Annotated in this window: 30 protein-coding genes; 11 read left to right on the top strand and 19 right to left on the bottom strand. The window is 24.7% G+C overall.

What is annotated here, in order from left to right; genetic code table 4:
• Positions 1-32: 32 nt before the first annotated feature.
• From AAHM82_RS05005 to AAHM82_RS05000, 3 genes are all read right to left on the bottom strand, one after another.
• A complete protein-coding gene (locus AAHM82_RS05005) occupies positions 33-992 on the bottom strand; it encodes an IS1/IS1595 family N-terminal zinc-binding domain-containing protein (protein ID WP_342263352.1) in 960 nt (319 codons plus the stop codon).
• A gap of 80 nt (positions 993-1,072) precedes the next feature.
• A complete protein-coding gene (locus AAHM82_RS13500; RefSeq protein ID WP_425289028.1) occupies positions 1,073-1,315 on the bottom strand; it encodes a transposase family protein in 243 nt (80 codons plus the stop codon).
• Between the two features lie 5 nt (positions 1,316-1,320).
• Positions 1,321-1,713 (bottom strand): transposase family protein, encoded by a 393-nt coding sequence (locus AAHM82_RS05000; RefSeq protein WP_342263426.1) that lies wholly within the window; start codon positions 1,711-1,713, stop codon positions 1,321-1,323.
• A 214-nt stretch (positions 1,714-1,927) separates the two neighbouring features.
• On the opposite strand from AAHM82_RS05000, the gene AAHM82_RS13495 reads away from it, so the two are divergent.
• Together AAHM82_RS13495 and AAHM82_RS13490 are read left to right on the top strand one after the other, a co-directional pair.
• Positions 1,928-2,368, top strand: a complete 441-nt coding sequence (locus AAHM82_RS13495) for a helix-turn-helix domain-containing protein (protein WP_425289001.1) — start codon at positions 1,928-1,930, stop codon at positions 2,366-2,368.
• Entirely contained in the window at positions 2,365-2,757 is a 393-nt protein-coding gene (locus AAHM82_RS13490) for a transposase family protein (protein WP_342264845.1), read from the top strand. Before AAHM82_RS13495 ends, AAHM82_RS13490 begins: the two co-directional genes overlap by 4 nt.
• 44 nt (positions 2,758-2,801) lie before the next feature.
• Here the strand turns inward: AAHM82_RS13490 and AAHM82_RS04990 are convergent, their stop codons facing one another.
• Positions 2,802-4,010, bottom strand: coding sequence for an IS256 family transposase (locus tag AAHM82_RS04990; RefSeq protein WP_425289032.1), 1,209 nt, complete (start codon positions 4,008-4,010; stop codon positions 2,802-2,804).
• A gap of 246 nt (positions 4,011-4,256) precedes the next feature.
• Positions 4,257-5,492, bottom strand: a complete 1,236-nt coding sequence (locus AAHM82_RS04985; RefSeq protein ID WP_342264717.1) for an Mbov_0401 family ICE element transposase-like protein — start codon at positions 5,490-5,492, stop codon at positions 4,257-4,259.
• 308 nt (positions 5,493-5,800) lie between these two features.
• Between AAHM82_RS04985 and AAHM82_RS13485 the strand changes: the two genes are divergently transcribed.
• Complete coding sequence (locus tag AAHM82_RS13485; protein WP_342263396.1) at positions 5,801-6,241, top strand: transposase family protein; 441 nt, start codon at positions 5,801-5,803, stop codon at positions 6,239-6,241.
• On the top strand, positions 6,238-6,630 hold the full coding sequence (locus AAHM82_RS13480) for a transposase family protein (RefSeq protein ID WP_342264845.1): 393 nt from the start codon (positions 6,238-6,240) through the stop codon (positions 6,628-6,630). Before AAHM82_RS13485 ends, AAHM82_RS13480 begins: the two co-directional genes overlap by 4 nt.
• Positions 6,631-6,774: 144 nt before the next feature.
• Here the strand turns inward: AAHM82_RS13480 and AAHM82_RS04975 are convergent, their stop codons facing one another.
• Positions 6,775-7,686, bottom strand: a complete 912-nt coding sequence (locus tag AAHM82_RS04975; protein ID WP_342264716.1) for an IS1/IS1595 family N-terminal zinc-binding domain-containing protein — start codon at positions 7,684-7,686, stop codon at positions 6,775-6,777.
• 250 nt (positions 7,687-7,936) lie between these two features.
• Here AAHM82_RS04975 and AAHM82_RS04970 point away from each other — a divergent pair, with 250 nt between their 5' ends.
• From AAHM82_RS04970 to AAHM82_RS04950, 5 genes are read left to right on the top strand one after another with little or no spacing between them, the layout of a single operon-like run.
• On the top strand, positions 7,937-8,824 hold the full coding sequence (locus tag AAHM82_RS04970; RefSeq protein ID WP_342264715.1) for a hypothetical protein: 888 nt from the start codon (positions 7,937-7,939) through the stop codon (positions 8,822-8,824).
• An 8-nt stretch (positions 8,825-8,832) separates the two neighbouring features.
• Complete coding sequence (locus tag AAHM82_RS04965) at positions 8,833-9,498, top strand: uracil-DNA glycosylase (RefSeq protein ID WP_342264714.1); 666 nt, start codon at positions 8,833-8,835, stop codon at positions 9,496-9,498.
• A 27-nt stretch (positions 9,499-9,525) separates the two neighbouring features.
• A complete protein-coding gene (locus AAHM82_RS04960; RefSeq protein WP_342262840.1) occupies positions 9,526-10,461 on the top strand; it encodes a hypothetical protein in 936 nt (311 codons plus the stop codon).
• Between the two features lie 23 nt (positions 10,462-10,484).
• A complete protein-coding gene (locus AAHM82_RS04955; protein WP_342264713.1) occupies positions 10,485-11,444 on the top strand; it encodes a hypothetical protein in 960 nt (319 codons plus the stop codon).
• Positions 11,445-11,493: 49 nt separating this feature from the next.
• Positions 11,494-12,279, top strand: a complete 786-nt coding sequence (locus AAHM82_RS04950; protein ID WP_342264712.1) for a Pr6Pr family membrane protein — start codon at positions 11,494-11,496, stop codon at positions 12,277-12,279.
• A gap of 316 nt (positions 12,280-12,595) precedes the next feature.
• Here the strand turns inward: AAHM82_RS04950 and AAHM82_RS04945 are convergent, their stop codons facing one another.
• A complete protein-coding gene (locus AAHM82_RS04945) occupies positions 12,596-12,787 on the bottom strand; it encodes a hypothetical protein (protein ID WP_342264711.1) in 192 nt (63 codons plus the stop codon).
• A gap of 217 nt (positions 12,788-13,004) precedes the next feature.
• Here AAHM82_RS04945 and AAHM82_RS13475 point away from each other — a divergent pair, with 217 nt between their 5' ends.
• Entirely contained in the window at positions 13,005-13,445 is a 441-nt protein-coding gene (locus AAHM82_RS13475) for a transposase family protein (RefSeq protein WP_342263396.1), read from the top strand.
• 12 nt (positions 13,446-13,457) lie between these two features.
• Positions 13,458-13,835: a transposase family protein gene (locus AAHM82_RS13470; RefSeq protein ID WP_425289058.1), complete on the top strand. Its 378-nt coding sequence runs from the start codon at positions 13,458-13,460 to the stop codon at positions 13,833-13,835.
• A gap of 503 nt (positions 13,836-14,338) precedes the next feature.
• Here AAHM82_RS13470 and AAHM82_RS04935 read toward each other — a convergent pair.
• From AAHM82_RS04935 to AAHM82_RS04880, 12 genes are all read right to left on the bottom strand, one after another.
• Entirely contained in the window at positions 14,339-15,145 is an 807-nt protein-coding gene (locus tag AAHM82_RS04935) for a hypothetical protein (protein WP_342264710.1), read from the bottom strand.
• A gap of 175 nt (positions 15,146-15,320) precedes the next feature.
• On the bottom strand, positions 15,321-15,524 hold the full coding sequence (locus AAHM82_RS04930; protein WP_342264709.1) for a hypothetical protein: 204 nt from the start codon (positions 15,522-15,524) through the stop codon (positions 15,321-15,323).
• A 21-nt stretch (positions 15,525-15,545) separates the two neighbouring features.
• Entirely contained in the window at positions 15,546-15,821 is a 276-nt protein-coding gene (locus AAHM82_RS04925) for a hypothetical protein (protein ID WP_342264708.1), read from the bottom strand.
• On the bottom strand, positions 15,799-16,419 hold the full coding sequence (locus AAHM82_RS04920; RefSeq protein WP_342264707.1) for a hypothetical protein: 621 nt from the start codon (positions 16,417-16,419) through the stop codon (positions 15,799-15,801). Before AAHM82_RS04920 ends, AAHM82_RS04925 begins: the two co-directional genes overlap by 23 nt.
• A 4-nt stretch (positions 16,420-16,423) precedes the next feature.
• Positions 16,424-16,624, bottom strand: a complete 201-nt coding sequence (locus AAHM82_RS04915; RefSeq protein WP_342264706.1) for a hypothetical protein — start codon at positions 16,622-16,624, stop codon at positions 16,424-16,426.
• Between the two features lie 52 nt (positions 16,625-16,676).
• The gene (locus tag AAHM82_RS04910; RefSeq protein WP_342264705.1) at positions 16,677-16,961 is read right to left on the bottom strand and encodes a hypothetical protein; all 285 of its coding nucleotides are present in this window, start codon (positions 16,959-16,961) and stop codon (positions 16,677-16,679) included.
• 6 nt (positions 16,962-16,967) lie between these two features.
• The gene (locus tag AAHM82_RS04905; protein WP_342264704.1) at positions 16,968-17,585 is read right to left on the bottom strand and encodes a hypothetical protein; all 618 of its coding nucleotides are present in this window, start codon (positions 17,583-17,585) and stop codon (positions 16,968-16,970) included.
• Between the two features lie 11 nt (positions 17,586-17,596).
• Positions 17,597-17,953 (bottom strand): hypothetical protein, encoded by a 357-nt coding sequence (locus tag AAHM82_RS04900; RefSeq protein ID WP_342264703.1) that lies wholly within the window; start codon positions 17,951-17,953, stop codon positions 17,597-17,599.
• A gap of 24 nt (positions 17,954-17,977) precedes the next feature.
• Complete coding sequence (locus tag AAHM82_RS04895; protein ID WP_342264702.1) at positions 17,978-18,310, bottom strand: hypothetical protein; 333 nt, start codon at positions 18,308-18,310, stop codon at positions 17,978-17,980.
• Positions 18,311-18,392: 82 nt separating this feature from the next.
• Entirely contained in the window at positions 18,393-18,617 is a 225-nt protein-coding gene (locus tag AAHM82_RS04890; protein WP_342264701.1) for a hypothetical protein, read from the bottom strand.
• A 164-nt stretch (positions 18,618-18,781) separates the two neighbouring features.
• Complete coding sequence (locus tag AAHM82_RS04885; RefSeq protein ID WP_342264700.1) at positions 18,782-19,003, bottom strand: hypothetical protein; 222 nt, start codon at positions 19,001-19,003, stop codon at positions 18,782-18,784.
• Between the two features lie 146 nt (positions 19,004-19,149).
• A complete protein-coding gene (locus AAHM82_RS04880) occupies positions 19,150-19,332 on the bottom strand; it encodes a hypothetical protein (protein WP_342264699.1) in 183 nt (60 codons plus the stop codon).
• Positions 19,333-19,485: the final 153 nt, after the last annotated feature.

Raw genomic sequence — 19,485 nt, 5'->3', positions numbered from 1 at the left:
TATGTAAAATTACTATTTTTACTTTAACTTTTTTATACATTAAAATATAATACCGCTGTTTGTTGGTTTGGAGTTAAACCCTTATGTTGGTATTTTCATTTTCAGAGATTTAAATAATTTTGAATATTAGTAAAACCTAAACCATGATAATGAATTAAGGCTTCTTTAAGACTAGATTGTAATTTACTGATTTTATTTAAGTTACGATAACTAGCTTCAGGATTAATTGTTGTTTTAGTTACACATAAAGTAGAATTTGTTTGTTTTGCTACTAAAAAATATAATTTTTGCATATCAGAAGTAATAATTGAATTTTCGTTAATTAATTCTTTGTTCATATTTTCAATAACTCATTGTTTTTGTAAACGTTTGGTGTTTGTGGATTTAACATAAATATTGTTATTATTATCAATTGCCATTTGAATACAGCATTTAGTATTAGTTGCGAATGGGTCAAGGTGAATTCTTCGTGGATCAGTTTTATATTTGAAATTTCCTTTATGGATTTCTTTAATAAATGTTTCATCGATTTGGATTTTACCAGATAATTTTTTAAATTTTAATTGGGTATTTTCTAATTGTTTTGATTTCATTAATTTTTGACGATTATATCAAGCAGTTTTTAATGTAGTTTTAATAAAACGAGAAATTGTTTTACTAGATTGCCCCAGCAATGAAATTTGAATCAATAAATTTCATTGTTCATAATTTAAATGACTTCAATAAATAAAATGATTACGAAAAGCGTCAAAACTTGCACGGCAATTTTTACATAAATATTTTTGTTTTCCTTCTGAATTATGTCCATTTTTAACGCAATGGTAAGATTCACATTTAGGGCATTTAATACCTTGCGCTCTAAATTTTTGATCAATTTCATTTAAACGTTTTTGTTTTTTTATTAATTCTGCTTGTTGTTTGACTTTTTCATAAAATTCTAAAAATTGATCATCTGTTAAAGTATTTACTAGTTCTTGAATTATTTTTTCCATAATTATTATCCACCTCTATCATATTAAAAATATACCTAAAATTAAGTATATTCAATAAATATCAAGAGTTTTCGACAAAATTAAAAATTATTTTTACTCTTTTTAATTGGCAATAATGTATTTTTATGAACATTTTGCAAACCTTGATATCCTGAATCGGCAATTAATTCTAATTTTGGATTTATAAGTGTATTTGATTTTAAAAATAACTTATAATCATGAGTACTGCCATAACAAAAATCTACTGAAATAATTTTATTGTTAAATAAATCAATAATTATTTGCGATTTTAATGAATGTTGCCTTTTCTTACCAGAAAATAATAATTTTAGTTTTTTTTAATTCTTTCAATTGGAATTTCTGTAGCATCAATTGCTAATAAATTATTAGTAGTACCCTTATTTTCTAATAATATCTTTTTGCCAGGTATATGAAAGTGACTATTTTTTATTAGAGTATTTTCAACTCAAAAGATATTACGAATACAACTAACATGACTAATATTATATTTTTTTGCAATAATACGATATGTACTATATTCTTTTCAGTATTCTAAAGTCATAAGTAATCTTTGCTCTATTGATAATTTATTTGGTCTACCACCAATTTGTTTTTGTTTAGCTTCACCTTCTTTTAAAATTTCTACCATTTTCATGAAAGTTTTATATTTTATGCCTATTAAACTATAAAATTCGTTTTCGTCTTTGTATTTATCTAACATTTGTACTTCACCTAGGAAATAATATTATCAAAATAGTAGATAAAATTAAAGGTTATGTACCAAATCTATTATATTTATTTCATAATGAACTTTTATATATTTCTTTTCTGATTTCTATTTCTGAATTAATATTTTCATTAATGTAATAGACTTCTTGCAAAATTAATTTAAAATATAATTGAATTGTTGTTTTTAATAAAAAGGTGGAATTTAAATGAAATTTAAAAAAAATAATCAAATAAGTGATAAAAATTTTTTAAGATTAACTGGTATTAAACATACTACTTTTAATAAAATGCTAGAAATTTTAAAAATAGAAGAATTAAAAAAGAGATTTCGTCGCGGAAGAACCAATAAATTATCATTAGAAAATCGTATTTTAATGACTTTAGAATATTGAAGAGAATATAGAACTTATTTTCATATTGCAAAAAGTTATGATATTAGTGAAAGTAGGTGTTATAGAAATATCAAATGAATTGAAGACACTTTAATAAAACACCCTAATTTTCAACAACTTACTGGTCAAAAATCACTATTAAAAGATTATTTCAAAGATAAGACTGTTATAATTGATGTAACTGAAAGCCAAATCCAACGCCCAAAAAAAGACAAAAACAGCACTACTCAGGAAAAAAGAAAAAACACACAATAAAAACACAAGTTATAATTGAAAAAGATAGTAAAAAAATTATTAGTTCTGATTTTTCTTATGGTAAAAACCATGACTTTAAAATTTTAAAAGATTCAAAAATTAAATTTTTACCAGAAACAACTGTTTTAGTGGATTTAGGTTATCAAGGCATACAAAAAATTAATCATAATGTTTTAATTCCTAAAAGAAAATCAAAGAAAAACCCTTTAAATAAAGAAGAAAAGCAAAATAATGAGCGAATTTCAAAAATGAGAATTGTTATTGAAAATGTTTTTGCTATACTTAAAAAATTTAAAATTATTAGTGAAAAATATCGAAATCGTAGAAAAAGATTTGCTTTAAGATTTAATTTAATAGCTTCAATTTATAATTTACAACTATTAGTTTAAATATATTTGATAGGGACTGTACAATTAACTGTGTCTCTAAGTAATTAACTTAAATTCACTCTGTCCTCAAATTTTATCATTAAATGTGAAATTGCACTACCCCAATTTTGAATTGGCATCGTTCATTTCTTAACCATATTTTGAAATGCTAAATAAAATATTTTAAAAACTGATGCGTCATTAGGAAAAATCTTTTTATTCTTAATGACTTTTCTTAATTGACTATTAACAGATTCAATCGCATTAGTTGTGTAAATAATTCTTCTAAATTCCTGAGGATATTCAAGAAAAATTATTAAATTATTTCAGTTATTTTTTCATGATTTAGTAATTTGTGGATACTTTTTATTTCATTTTTCTGAAAAATGATCTAAAGCAATTAACGCTATTTCTTCATTAATTGCTGTATAAATTGATTTTAAATCATTAGCTACAAGTTTGCGATCTTTGTAAGGAACAAATTTTAAACTATTGCGAATTTGATGAACAATGCATAATTGATGCTGTGTTTTTGGGAAAACAGCTTCTATTGCATCAGACATCCCAGTTAAATTATCACTACAAGCAACAAGAATATCTTGTAAGCCACGATTTTTCATTTCCGTAAGATTATTAAGTCAAAATTTGGCTCCCTCATTCTCACTAATTCACATTCCTAAAATATCTTTTAAACCATCTAAATTAATTCCTAAGGCAAGATAAACTGCTTTATTTATTATTCGTTTATCTTGCTTTACTTTAACAACAATACAATCAAAATAAACAATCGGATAAATCTTCTCTAAAGGTTTAGTTTGTCACATTTTAACTTCTTCAATAACATCATCAGTTATTTGACTAATTAAACTTTCTGAAATTTCTGCTCCGTGATAGAATTCTTGCAATTGTGCTTTGATATCAGAAATTGTCATTCCTCTTGCATATAAAGAAATTACTTTTTGATCAAAGTTATCAAATCTTCTTTGTCTTTTTGGAATAATTACTGGTTCAAAAGTACTATTTCGATCTCTTGGTACATCAATTGCGATTGAACCATTTTTAGTAATAATGGTTTTTTGTGTGTTGCCATTTCTTTTATTATGATTCTCATCAGTTTCAAGATAATCTTTAATTTCCGTATTTAACATTCGTTCAGTTAATTTTTTGGTAAATTCCTGAAAAATAGTATTGCCTTTAAATAAATCTTGTGGATTATCAATATTTTCTAAAAAATAATCAACAACTTTATCAATTGCGTCAGGTTCTTTTTTTATTTTTTTTTGTCATTTTCTGTTCTCCTTCTTTTAAGTATAATTCAGAATGAATTATCGAGACACAGAATTTTGGACAGGCTCATTTGATAATTTAAAATTTCAGTCTTTTTTTATTGTAAATAATAATTTTTATTATGTTTTAATGACAAAATATTTGTAAAAATAATCTAAAAATTATTTTAATAACACTTTTATATTTATTTTAAATTTAAAAATTATAATTATCATATTAATTTTGCAAGAAGTCTAATGTAATACATTTAATTTGTTTAAATTTGCCATTCTTAAATGTAATAAGTTATTTAAATTCTTATGATTATATATTTTTGCCCCATATCCTAATTGTTGTTTTACCAAATGTGACACATCACTTTCAATGCTACAACCAATATTTCATTCTAAATTTTGATGAGGAATACCATGTTTATTATTACTGAAATAATTACTCGCCTTCCTTAACTTTGTTTTAATATCTTTATTTAATTCATTTTTAGCAACATTACGAATGTTTTTGATTAATTCTTGATGATTTCCATCCTTATATAATTTAATTCAACTATTTAGTGCTACTTTGCGATTTTCAAAAATAATATTAAATGCAGTTTGTTTTAATTTTTTAATAGCATGATAACCATCTAAAATATATCTAACATTACCAAAACTATTGGCAATTTCTCTAATTCAAGTATCACCATCGCCACAAACAATTATTTTGTCATAATTAATATTTACATAATATTTTTGTAATTCCTTAATTAATAAATCACGATAATTCATCGTATTTATTCGTTTACCAACTTTTAACATTAGAAAATGACCTCGTTTGTTTTCTAATTCTCTACGAGCATGTTTGTAATTTTTTTCTTTATGTCCGGTATGAAAAGTAACTAAACGAATTCTTTGGTCTTGTTTAACTTTATGGTCTAATGTTGCTAAAAATGTCTCATCTAGTTGAATATATAAATCCTTATTTTTGATATCAATTCTAGTTTTAGTTTCTTTTTCTGCTAGTTGAAAATATTCAGCAATATCATATTTATTTAAAATGCTTGAAATACTAGCTTTTGAAATATAACAATGATTTAGAGCATCTAAAACATCACGATAGCGTTTACCATCACCCAAAAGACTTAAAACTTTAAATTGAACATCAAAATAAATGCGTTGTTTAGGCAATAAACCAATTTCTTTATCTAATAAACATACATATTCAAATTTCCCTAATTTTTGATTTCAATATTTATATCGGCGTCGTTTAAAAACAACTTCACCAAAAATTGTAATAATTGTTCTTCAAGCAAAATGAACTACTTTATAACCTTGTTTTAACCGATAATGATATTTATATAAGTCTTCATCTAATTTTTCATATTCATTAGCTAATTGTTCACATTTGTTGGTGTACATATTTTTATGGGTTATAAATAAACTAAACCAATGCTTGTTTTCTGAGGTTTTTACATTATTATTAATTTTTAACATAATAAATTACCTTTCTTGATAGTAACTTTAACAAATTTTAGTATTCAATAAACTGAAAAAAATCTTTAATTTTGTCGAAAACTCTTGATAAAATAAAAAAAATCATCAACTTGATAATTTTAAAAGGCTTTTATGTAAAATTACTATTTTTACTTTAACTTTTTTATACATTAAAATATAATACCGCTGTTTGTTGGTTTGGAGTTAAACCCTTATGTTGGTATTTTCATTTTCAGAGATTAGACTTCTTGCAAAATTAATTTAAAATATAATTGAATTGTTGTTTTTAATAAAAAGGTGGAATTTAAATGAAATTTAAAAAAAATAATCAAATAAGTGATAAAAATTTTTTAAGATTAACTGGTATTAAACATACTACTTTTAATAAAATGCTAGAAATTTTAAAAATAGAAGAATTAAAAAAGAGATTTCGTCGCGGAAGAACCAATAAATTATCATTAGAAAATCGTATTTTAATGACTTTAGAATATTGAAGAGAATATAGAACTTATTTTCATATTGCAAAAAGTTATGATATTAGTGAAAGTAGTTGTTATAGAAATATCAAATGAATTGAAGACACTTTAATAAAACACCCTAATTTTCAACAACTTACTGGTCAAAAATCACTATTAAAAGATTATTTCAAAGATAAGACTGTTATAATTGATGTAACTGAAAGCCAAATCCAACGCCCAAAAAAAGACAAAAACAGCACTACTCAGGAAAAAAGAAAAAACACACAATAAAAACACAAGTTATAATTGAAAAAGATAGTAAAAAAATTATTAGTTCTGATTTTTCTTATGGTAAAAACCATGACTTTAAAATTTTAAAAGATTCAAAAATTAAATTTTTACCAGAAACAACTGTTTTAGTGGATTTAGGTTATCAAGGCATACAAAAAATTAATCATAATGTTTTAATTCCTAAAAGAAAATCAAAGAAAAACCCTTTAAATAAAGAAGAAAAGCAAAATAATGAGCGAATTTCAAAAATGAGAATTGTTATTGAAAATGTTTTTGCTATACTTAAAAAATTTAAAATTATTAGTGAAAAATATCGAAATCGTAGAAAAAGATTTGCTTTAAGATTTAATTTAATAGCTTCAATTTATAATTTACAACTATTAGTTTAAATATATTTGATAATTTAAAATTTCAGTCTTTTTTTATTGTAAATAATAATTTTTATTATGTTTTAATGACAAAATATTTGTAAAAATAATCTAAAAATTATTTTAATAACACTTTTATATTTATTTTAAATTTAAAAATTATAATTATCATATTAATTTTGCAAGAAGTCTATTTAAATAATTTTGAATATTAGTAAAACCTAAACCATGATAATGAATTAAGGCTTCTTTAAGACTAGATTGTAATTTACTGATTTTATTTAAGTTACGATAACTAGCTTCAGGATTAGTTGTTGTTTTAGTTACACATAAAGTAGAATTTGTTTGTTTTGCTACTAAAAAATATAATTTTTGCATATCAGAAGTAATAATTGAATTTTCGTTAATTAATTCTTTGTTCATATTTTCAATAACTCATTGTTTTTGTAAACGTTTGGTGTTTGTGGATTTAACATAAATATTGTTATTATTATCAATTGCCATTTGAATACAACATTTAGTATTAGTTGCGAATGGGTCAAGGTGAATTCTTCGTGGATCAGTTTTATATTTGAAATTTCCTTTATGGATTTCTTTAATAAATGTTTCATCGATTTGGATTTTACCAGATAATTTTTTAAATTTTAATTGGGTATTTTCTAATTGTTTTGATTTCATTAATTTTTGACGATTATATCAAGCAGTTTTTAATGTAGTTTTAATAAAACGAGAAATTGTTTTACTAGATTGCCCCAGCAATGAAATTTGAATCAATAAATTTCATTGTTCATAATTTAAATGACTTCAATAAATAAAATGATTACGAAAAGCGTCAAAACTTGCACGGCAATTTTTACATAAATATTTTTGTTTTCCTTCTGAATTATGTCCATTTTTAACGCAATGGTAAGATTCACATTTAGGGCATTTAATACCTTGTGCTCTAAATTTTTGATCAATTTCATTTAAACGTTTTTGTTTTTTTATTAATTCTGCTTGTTGTTTGACTTTTTCATAAAATTCTAAAAATTGATCATCTGTTAAAGTATTTACTAGTTCTTGAATTATTTTTTCCATAATTATTATCCACCTCTATCATATTAAAAATATACCTAAAATTAAGTATATTCAATAAATATCAAGAGTTTTCGACAAAATTAAAAAAAATTTTCTTAATTATATATTCATATATTTGTTATAATTAAATTTTACACCATTCTTAAGTATAAGAATGGTGTGCTTTTGCTTTTTTTAAATTTGTGATATAATTCAAAATATATTTATATTAATTTTTTACGGAAAGGACAGCGTTGTTATGTATATTTTAGTGGAACAACGAGGCTATGTAGTTTATAATCTATATGATCAAGAAGTAGCAATTTTTATGCTAATGCCAGAAGCCATTGCATTTATTAAAAGACAATATCATATGCCACAACAAATAACAATATCACATAAACAACATTATCCTGCTTTACCAATAATAAATAATTATTGTCCAAATCAAAATGGACCAATATTGCAAAATCCGTATCATCAACCACCAATCGGAAGACAACATCCATATACAACATCAATGGTAAATGGTAATATGTATCCAAATAATGGCAATTTTGTTGTTAATGACCCCCGCCTACAGCCCCAGCCCCAGCAGGGTCCTAATCCTAATCTAGTTGTTAGAGAAAAATTTGAACCAACAATTAATATGACTAATAGTATGTTAAATGAGCAGTTATTTAATGAACAAGAATATCGATCACAATTGAATGGTCATAGTTTACAACAATCAGAACAAAAAGGTGATGAGCGAAAACTTAAACTTGATAAGTTTCGTCAACATTTGGATGATGTCGTTAAAAAAAAGCAATTACAAAGTAATGGAACCGAAAACAAGTTGGGGGTAAATAGTAAACCAAGTAGTTTTGCATTTAATAACGCTAAGCAGTCAAAGGTTAATTCATCAAGTACTATTGATTTAGAAAGAGCTGATGTTGAACAAAAATTGAAAAGTGGTTTTACTATTAGTAATATGGATGCTTTAAAACAAGGTAGTGAAGAAGAAAGTTTTATAGATAATAAAAAGATTAAAACTTGAGTGTGCGTTGTGCTTATTATTTTGGCAGTGGTCATTGTTGGTTTTGGTATTTTAGGACTTTTAGTAGGAATAAATGTTGGTGGTATGAGTGATAAAATTAAAGAATTATTTATTGGTTAATTAAAAATATGTTTCAAAATATTCATTCTAGTTGGAAAGATTTTCTTATTAGTCAAACTACTCAACCTTATTTTATTGAATTAGTTAGTAAAGTAGCATTAGCATATAAAAATAATCAGTGTTATCCACAGCCACAAGATATTTTAAGGGTATTAAAAATTGTTAGTTTTAATGATATTAAAGTAGTTATTTTAGGACAAGATCCATATCATCAACCAAATCAAGCTAATGGTTTGGCTTTTAGTGTTAATCGCGGTGTTAAATTGCCACCAAGTTTAAAAAATATTTTTGTAGAATTGGAAAATGATTTAGGAATTATTGTACAAAATGGTGATTTAACTAAATGAGTCCGAAGTGGTGTTTTTCTTTTAAATGCTGTTTTAACGGTACAAAAAGATCAAGCATTTTCACATGCTAATTTTAATTGGCAAGAATTTACTGATAATCTCATAAAATATATTGACAATTATCATAATAATGTTATTTTTGTTTTATGAGGTAAAAAAGCACAAGCAAAGATTAATTTAATTAATGACCAAAAGCATCTTATTCTTATGGGACCACATCCCTCACCGTTGGGAGCACATTATGGGTTTTTTAATCAGAAGTATTTTAGTAAGATTAATGAATACTTGATAAAGCATAATAAGAAGCCGATTGATTGACAGTTATAGTTTTTCTTTAGAAAGGAAACTAGATTAATGATTTTTTTTAATAGTAATAAAAATGGTTTGTCGTTATTTGATATTAGAACAGCGTATATTGTTGCGGGAGCATTAGTTTTAGCGGCATTGTCTTATATTTTAATGACAGGGCTTTCAATGTTTATAAAAAAAGAACGATATCGTGGCCTTCGTTTGACAACGAAAAATATTGCTTATATTGCGATGTTATCAACGGTATCGGTAGTAACAACTGTCGTTATTGCATTGTATATGCCAGCAGCGGTTTTACCGCCGATTAGAATAGCTATTGAAGGTTTAATGATTAAGATTACGGGTTATATTTTTGGTCCCGTAATTGGTATTTTATGTGCTTTGATTACTGATATTTTAGTAATGATGTTTGTTCCATCATATATTCATCCTGCGTATATTGTGACGGTTATTGGTTTTGGTTTTATTTCTGGTATTGCTGGTGATTTGCGACGAATGTTTCATCAAAAGTCATGAATTTTAATTTTAATAACTAATATTTTTATTATTGGTTTTGGAACCGCTGCTTTAGTAATGACTTATTATGCTCCACAATTTGCTGATTTTGCTGTTGATGAAGTTCCTTTTACAAAAAATGTTCCGATTAAGAAATGAATTATGATGCTAATTATTAGTATTGGGACAGTTTTAATTTTAGTTGTTGTTTGGGCAACTTGAATGTATTTTCGTTTTATAAAAAAGGATACCAAAGGTTTTAATGATTTAGTTCCGATTATTTTGTTAGCAGTTATAAATGAATATATTGTTACGGTGTTAATTGCATCTTGGGGGGATGTTAGTCTGTTAACTAATCGTACTGAGGATTATGGTTTAGCAATGATTCCGCGATTGGCGATGGCACCGATTAAAATATTTTTTAATACGGTAATTATTTATGTTACTTGAAAAACTATTAGACCATTAATTAATGAAGATCGTTAGCATTTATAAGGAGTGTTATTTAGATGAAAAGGCTAAATGTTTGGTTACAAATTACAAAGTATTATTTTCGTAAAAATTTTTATTCAATTTTAAATATTTTAAAATTGGATTTTAATAAAAATTTCAATACTCGTAGTATTGCCTTAGCAGCTGTGATGTTAGCATTAACAATAGTTATTGTTAAATTTTTAGGTTTTATTTTAAAATTAGGTGTTGGTGGTAAAGGAACAATGGTAATTGGTTTTGGCTTTATCCCTAATGTCCTTTTTAGTTTTTTACATGGACCATTTTTTGGTTTTATTTTTGGTTTTATTTCCGATACAACATTGTTTATCTTAAAACCTAGCTTTTATAGTCCCATTATGGCAATTCAAGAACCAATTGTTGGGGTTCTTGCAGGAATTGCGGGAATTGTTTATAGTAAACTTCGTAGTTGTCAATTTGATTTTAAGAAGTATTTGCTATTTTTTACTGTGATGCAATTTATTTTGGTTGCTTTATTAATTTTAAGTTTTTATTTAATATTTTTCTCTGATTTTGTTTACTCTTTTTCATTGAAAAATAATAAAGTTTTTAGTGTTAAATGAGATTTACTTTATATGGTAATTTCTGGGATTTTTATTTCTACTTTATTTATGGCTGTGGAATTAGTTTTAATTTTAATTTTGTGAATAACTTGAAATAATCAAAAACAAAATAGTGTTACTGAGAAATTTAATAATGCGTTAATTTTTATTATTATTATTATTTTACAATTATTTTTAACATTAATTAATTCGTGAATTTTATCGCCATTACATTTTTTAGTATTTTATGATATTGATTATTTAGTTTCTTTATTACCACGATTAGTTAAAGAATTATTATTAATGCCGTTACGAATTGCAATATATTTTATAATTTTTAAAACAATTTTAAAAATTTATCATGATAAATATTTTTTGCAAAAAGAACTTAATTCTCATCAAGAAAATGTAGAGTAGGGATATAATGAAGAATTTTTTTAAACGATTTTTTAGTAAAAGTAAAATATTGTTTTTTACTAGTGTTGCTAATGCTTTAGTTTTGTTAAAAGATTGAAAATTTGTTTATAAGTTAATGACATTTTTAATTTTATTTAGTTTCTTTTTAGCTGGTGTCGTTTATGGGGTATTTATTGAATATTGATATATTAACCCGAAAAATTCACAACTTGATATGCCACGGTTATATAATTTTAATGTTTTAGTTAATTTTTGGTCGGTGCAAACTAATATATTAGCTTGTTTATATTTCTTTTATGCGTTACTTTATCATAATAAAACGGCAACTAATAAGTTTACTAATTTGACAACTCAAACTAGTATTACAATATATATTACAGTAACAATGGTTTTATTTTGGTTGTTAGTATTTTATGGTGTGGGAACAGGGATATCGTATGAATTTGCTTCCAATGCTGATCGGGTTATTGGCATTACAATGCATGCCATAACTCCATTATTAACATTAATTTACTTATTATTATCGTTAGGGAAAACTCAGATTTTATATAAAAAATATTTTACTCGCCAAATATTTTGAATGTTAGGATATCCGATTGGATATCTCATATTTATTAATTTAAGGGCTAAGTTATTAGATGATGATGGTATTAGGATTTTTTTATTTCCTTATGAGTTTGTTGATTTTTATCATCCGATATTTCCTTTACCAGTAGTTTGAAATAATATTTTATTAATAGGATTGGGAATATCAATGTTAGTAGGGATAAATGTTATTTTGATTGTTATTAATAATGTAATTTATAAGAAGACAAAACATATCAGTAAAAAGTAAGTTGATTAAACAAATCATCAGATAATAATTTTAATGATTTAGGTTATTGTTTTAAAGATATGGCGATAACAGGCCTTATTAGTCACATGGACGCGTAAAGTTTTGTTAGGTGGAAAAATATTTGAATAAGTATTAAGACAGTCAGCAATGATTGTCTTTTTATTTTATAAGGTGTTAAAAGTTTGTTCTTTGAAAATTAAATACAAGTGAATTAATAATGTTGGTATGTATTAAAGCACGATAAATTGTGGGTGGTCGCCCATAACCAAAAGAAGTTTACCAGTTAATAGATAACAATATATATTATTATATATAATTATACAAAAATTCTTAATATCATTAGAAAAATGGCAAAACCAATTAAAAATTGAAATGTGTAATAAAAAGCTGGTACTGTTTTAAAAACTGGAAAAATAGCAGTTGAAAAGTTAACTGTTGTTTTTGCAATAACTGCTAGCGGTCGTAAAATGGTAATGACTTGTGAAGCGGTCAGCATTCAATTTAGCATTTTGATACTAGCATTTTGAATCGCGCAGCCAATATCGTTAAATGTGGGTATTCATCGTCCAGAATATTTGCAATCTGGTGGCGGAATTAAGTCATCTCATTCTGAGTTGGTTGAACCATCAGGAATAAAGGCCGTGGAATTTAATACATTAGACTTCTTGCAAAATTAATTTAAAATATAATTGAATTGTTGTTTTTAATAAAAAGGTGGAATTTAAATGAAATTTAAAAAAAATAATCAAATAAGTGATAAAAATTTTTTAAGATTAACTGGTATTAAACATACTACTTTTAATAAAATGCTAGAAATTTTAAAAATAGAAGAATTAAAAAAGAGATTTCGTCGCGGAAGAACCAATAAATTATCATTAGAAAATCGTATTTTAATGACTTTAGAATATTGAAGAGAATATAGAACTTATTTTCATATTGCAAAAAGTTATGATATTAGTGAAAGTAGTTGTTATAGAAATATCAAATGAATTGAAGACACTTTAATAAAACACCCTAATTTTCAACAACTTACTGGTCAAAAATCACTATTAAAAGATTATTTCAAAGATAAGACTGTTATAATTGATGTAACTGAAAGCCAAATCCAACGCCCAAAAAAAGACAAAAACAGCACTACTCAGGAAAAAAGAAAAAACACACAATAAAAACCACAAGTTATAATTGAAAAAGATAGTAAAAAAATTATTAGTTCTGATTTTTCTTATGGTAAAAACCATGACTTTAAAATTTTAAAAGATTCAAAAATTAAATTTTTACCAGAAACAACTGTTTTAGTGGATTTAGGTTATCAAGGCATACAAAAAATTAATCATAATGTTTTAATTCCTAAAAGAAAATCAAAGAAAAACCCTTTAAATAAAGAAGAAAAGCAAAATAATGAGCGAATTTCAAAAATGAGAATTGTTATTGAAAATGTTTTTGCTATACTTAAAAAATTTAAAATTATTAGTGAAAAATATCGAAATCGTAGAAAAAGATTTGCTTTAAGATTTAATTTAATAGCTTCAATTTATAATTTACAACTATTAGTTTAAATATATTTGATAATTTAAAATTTCAGTCTTTTTTTATTGTAAATAATAATTTTTATTATGTTTTAATGACAAAATATTTGTAAAAATAATCTAAAAATTATTTTAATAACACTTTTATATTTATTTTAAATTTAAAAATTATAATTATCATATTAATTTTGCAAGAAGTCTATTAAAGTCATAGATTTTAAAATTGTAGTTAGAGTTGTTTCCTTTATGATAAAGTGGAAATGTTAAGGTAAAAATGTTAATACCATAACGAATATCAATATCGGTATTGAGATAATTAATACTGTTAACAGTCTTGTTGGTTGATAAGGTGATGAGTTTATTATCATAAGATTTAAGGACATTAAATTCAATTTGATAGATACTGTTATTATCTTTAATAGCATTGTAATTCTCTTGATGCGTTTTTTTATCAAAAGTAAAGAAATAACTTCTTAGTAATAATTCCGAATTACCAGTAACATTGATTAAATATTTTTTGGGATAAAAGGTAATTAACGAACGATAAAAAAACCGATTTGAATAAAGTAATCTTTGTTGTAATTATCTACTCCCTTAAAATCAATTTCGGTGTAAGTTTTTTCGTCCATATCAAAAGTGGCATAAAATAAACTGGCAAAGAAGTTACCAAGGATTTCATAGATTTCGTCAAAAACATTTTTGTAATCGTTATTGTTAATACTAGAAATGTTGTTTTTAAAATAAAGGTAAATGTCATTCCTTAATTCGGGGTCGTAGCGTAAAAAACTAAATTTAACATTGAGATAATTTAAAGTACCAAAAAGATACTTAATTAAGTAATAATCATTAGTCTTTTCGGTACCATATTTTCAAATTTCACTTTCACCGTGTAATAATTGTAAATAGTTATTACCCGCGACTAATGTTTTATTAAAAGCTTTAATTTTTAAAACATTATTATTAATTTCGCCTTTACTACTAGAACTTTTGTGATAAAAATAGCTTTCGTTTTTAAAACCGTAATTTTTAATGGTAAATTCTTTATAATAACCTTTTTCTAAGGCGTCAATGAAATTAAATACTGGTGTTCAATAAAGATAAGAATAATTAAATTTGTCAAAATCACCACGATGAATCATTAAATAGTCAAGATTATCAATGATATCTGTATAGTTATGGTTTCCATCAAATTTGGTGGTTGTTTCTGGCAAATCAATATCAGTTGTCGGTTTGGTTTGTGTTTCTGCTTTAAAAGATAGTATTTTTATTGGAGTAGTAATTGTTTCATTAGTAATTTTAACATGAGTATTTGAGGCAATAAATTCTGTTTTATCAAACATTTTGTCATTTTTTATTGTAATTTTTAATCTTTTAAGCTCGTTTCATACTATATCATTTTTCTTAAAATGTAAACTTTTTAAACCACAATTAGGTCTTCAATTTTCTTTGCAACTACTAGTTCCATCATATTTTAATCACTTTGGAGTATTAATAATTTCTTCTTTTTTGGTGTTATTAAAAATCTATTGCATATCTATCGTTATATTCATATGTAATTTGAATTTTAACATTTGATAAAATTAACACATAAGTTTCTTTGCTTTCTCTTTTGTTTCTAATTAGTGATTGTGTTATTATTTTGTCATTATTAATATTTTGGGGAATGGTAAAAATGTTATTGAAACTAATAATTAACACGGTAAATATTTTCATAAACATTTTTATCACTCCTTTTTAAAATTAGAAAAATATTTTATTTTTCATTATTCTTTTAGCTTTAATTTTTTTAATAAATCACTCAATGCCACAATTTATAATTACAGCTATTGTAATGCATATATCTAAATATCCTAGTATCATAAGTGAAATTAATGCTTCAAATTTTTCATATAATAATTTCAAATCATTAATTTCCAATTTTAAAAATGGAATGAAAAAGATAGTAATCATAAAAATGTAAGGTAAGATTCTCCATCAATATTTTTTTAAAGAATTAATAAGTTTGTTTGATTTCATTTTTCAAGGCTCTTTTTGCTTTAATTTTTTGAATAATCAAGCGGATTAATTTTTCAAATTTAATTGCAAAATATATTGCTCCGCCTCATCAAAAAACAAATATTCCTGCTAGCATAATACCACTATTGAACTTGCCAAAGAATTCAACCATCTGTTTATTCATAAAATCATTAAATTCGTTACTTGTTCTAGTTATTCATTTAGTATCCATTGCTGTTAATGCACAAATTAATAAACTTATAAAGATGAAAATGATACTTAATGCTATTTTTAACCACTGCTTTTTAAAAGAATTTTTAATTCTTAATTTTAATGGCATTTTTTCTTTTGAATTATCTTTTTTAAATAATTTTGCTAAAAGTTTTTTCATTTTTATTCTCCTTTCGTGTTTAAAAATTTTTAATTTTTGGTTTTCAATTATCAAGTCTGATTTTTGATTAATATGAATAGTATTTCACTTTTCTAGTTCTAAAATTTCTTTATTTTTTTCCATTATTATGTATTTAAGAGTATTAACACTATTTTCTAATATGACATTAACAATTTTTAATTTGTCATTCTCTGTTTCTAATTCTTGTTTTTTAGTTCATTTTTCCATTTTTTTACCTACCTTTAATTACAATAAATAAGGCAATAAGTACACAAGTAACACCAAGAATGGTAAAAATTGGGTGTTGCGAAAATGTCCGAGCCATTGGTTTAAATAGTTCTAAAATTGTTAAATTGCTAGTAATAAATTTTTGGAAATTAGTAAGACCTTCGCTAATATAGTTCGTTAAAGTTTCAAAATTACTACCAGCCAATAGTCCAAGAACACAGTTATTAAGATAAAAATAATAATTAGTTTAAACATTGTTAGTTACCTTGTTTTGATTTCATTGGTTTTATTTGTTTTTTAGTTTTTCCTCACGCACTTAATCGACCTTTATTTTTAACCGCATATTGGCGTTGTTTTTCTAAATTAACTTGTTGACTACCAAATCCAAGAATAATTGCCATAAGAAATTCTACAGCCAGCGTTAAGAATAAAGGAAATATTAGTTGAATATTCGTCTCCGGTACTTCAAGACTTCAAATTAAATCAAAAACTTTATAAAGCATTTGGGCGAGAAAGTCGGCAATTTTTGCAAGATTTTCCATTTTTTACTATTCCTTTTCTTTCATTTTTCTTAAAAATTTGCTAAATTTATCCATTTTTAAGTATTCTAAGTCTTCTAAATCAATTGCCATATCAGTATAGTATTTATCTTCATAATCAGGATTTACTTTTGAATTTAAGTAATCTCTTAAAAACGCTAGGTAAAAAGAATTGTAAGTGTTAAGTATTGGTAGAGGAATTTTTAGTTTAAAAAAATAAATATCAAGTTCAGGAATATCACGATATTTAATGCGACGGCCTTTTTTGCTATTTTTAGCATCAATTAAGGTGTTTCGTCAGCGTTCATATTCTTCAATGCTCGTAAAGGTACCATAGATGACTTTTAAGTAGGGACGAAAAATATTAACGGGTTTTTTGCGAATTCCCACAATCACATTATTGGCAATATCACGAACTTTAACTCAAATATGTTTATCTCTTTGACCGCTAGCTAACACAATATGACCAAAATGGCGTGCCAGAGCGAAATATTCTTGGATACCGGTTTCCTCGTTTTTGGTATTATTTTTTTCTCAATCAGTACCTTCAAGAAATAAATTGGTTTCATCTCATAAAAGTAAGGTTTTGTCTGGCAATACCGGATAATCAAAATCTAATAATCCCATATGACCTAAACTTAATTTTTGGGTTTTTCTAGTAATGGAAAGGTTGATGCGATGTGATATTTCTTCTTTTTTAGTAATTTTGATGCATATACTAGAAAAGCAGTTTTTCCAGTTCCTAATGAACCAATCACAATATTTAATGGTGAATTTTTTAAGAAATTAATAACTTTGTTAATTTGTGTTAAATTACCGATTTTAAAAAGAAAAATTAAAATACAACCTGCTAAAAATAAATAGCTTACAATGTTTTTAAAATAACCGTTGTAAATATATCAAGTTGCTCCGCAATGTCATAAAATTAGAAATGAGGTGCGATTCAATTCAATAAAATGGTTATTTTTTTCTATTATTCATTTGCAAAATTTCATATTGCACCTCACTTTATTTTTTTGTTAGCGTACCGCCCCAAGTAGTTTTTCAAACATTTTAAAACAAATAAAGAATATTGCCAAAATAAATGGAAAAATGAATATTCAGTAATCAGCAAAGAAGTTACCAACTTGTGGCATATTAACAGCAATAATTTCTCACATTTTAATAAACGCCGTTATAATTGCATTTCATAATTTAGTCATCGCATCACTAGCTGTTATTTTTTCTACTGTTGCAGGTGCATCGGCCAAGAAAGTTCCAATCATATAATCACCCCCTTTCTTTTTAAAACATTCATCATTTATATTCAAAGTTTTTCTTAAATTTGTTAAAACCACGATTAACCTTAACACGATTATATTTTTTCCTAATTAATTTTGAATTTCTTTGGGAATGCATCACAATGTAACTTCTTGACATTAATTTTTTCCCTATCTAAATACTGATATGGTTTTTCAAAGTAGCATTAGAATAAATCACACCATGAATCGCTGTTAAGAATCAAAAAGCAATGTTTGCTATTAAAAGTCAAAGTGGTTCTTTGGTTAAATCAATTTCTTTGCCAGAAACTCACGCCGGAATAGTTGTAATTTGGATAAATAAATCTCAGAAAGTTTGTTTAATTTGTTCTCAATTAAATTCTTTTAAGTTTATTGTCACTTTCTATCTCCCAAAAATCATTTTTATTGGTAAATACATAATTGAAATTAAGGCGAAAAGAAAAGTAATGATAATAATTAATCCGGCAATAAACGCAACTTGTGCAGGCATTTTTTCTATGGGAACAAACAGTTTTAAGAACTCCATAATAATTTCTCAAAACATTATTTTTTATCCGCGTTATTGTCTTTTGAATTAGGAGCTTTAACTCATTCTTCAAAGCGGGCAATAAATACTTTTTCGTCTTTTGTAAAATTACCCGTATTATTTTTAATGGCATTTTTATATTTAATTCTAATTTTTATTTTGGCATAAATTTTATAAGCAAAATATGCCAATAGCATTATGCAAATGATAATAAATATTAGTCCAATCGCAATATTCATTTTTAAACTCCTTTAAAATAGTTATAATTTATATCTTTTTTGTTGTTTTCTTTTTCGGCAATGAAAAAACCTAATAATTCTTGTCCTTTAATTAATTTTTTTCTTTTTCTTTTTGATTAATTAAAATTACTTGGTATTTACTATCTTTAAATTATTCCAATGCAAATCGAATTTTCATATTTTCCTTTATAAACAAATCGTTTTGGAAACCAAATACCGATTTGTTCATTAAATCACGGAATTTTTGGGGCTTTAATAAACATTGCTTTTTGCGTTTCTTTTAAGAGATATTTTTTAGTATTTAAGAAAATGTTTTCAATATTTTTCATAATAAATTACCTTTCTTATAAATAAACTAAGTTATATTAACTAAGTTGTTAGTTAACTTAGTTTTTTAAACATTTATATATCGCAGATTTAAGTGTTTAACAAGCTTTGTTAATAAATTTTGTTTTTTTATTAGATAAAGATTTTAATATTTT

It is taken from the genome of Spiroplasma endosymbiont of Clivina fossor (assembly GCF_964031115.1).
GTDB lineage: Bacteria > Bacillota_I > Bacilli_A > Mycoplasmatales > Nriv7 > Nriv7.
This window is presented reverse-complemented; position numbering and strand designations above follow the sequence as displayed.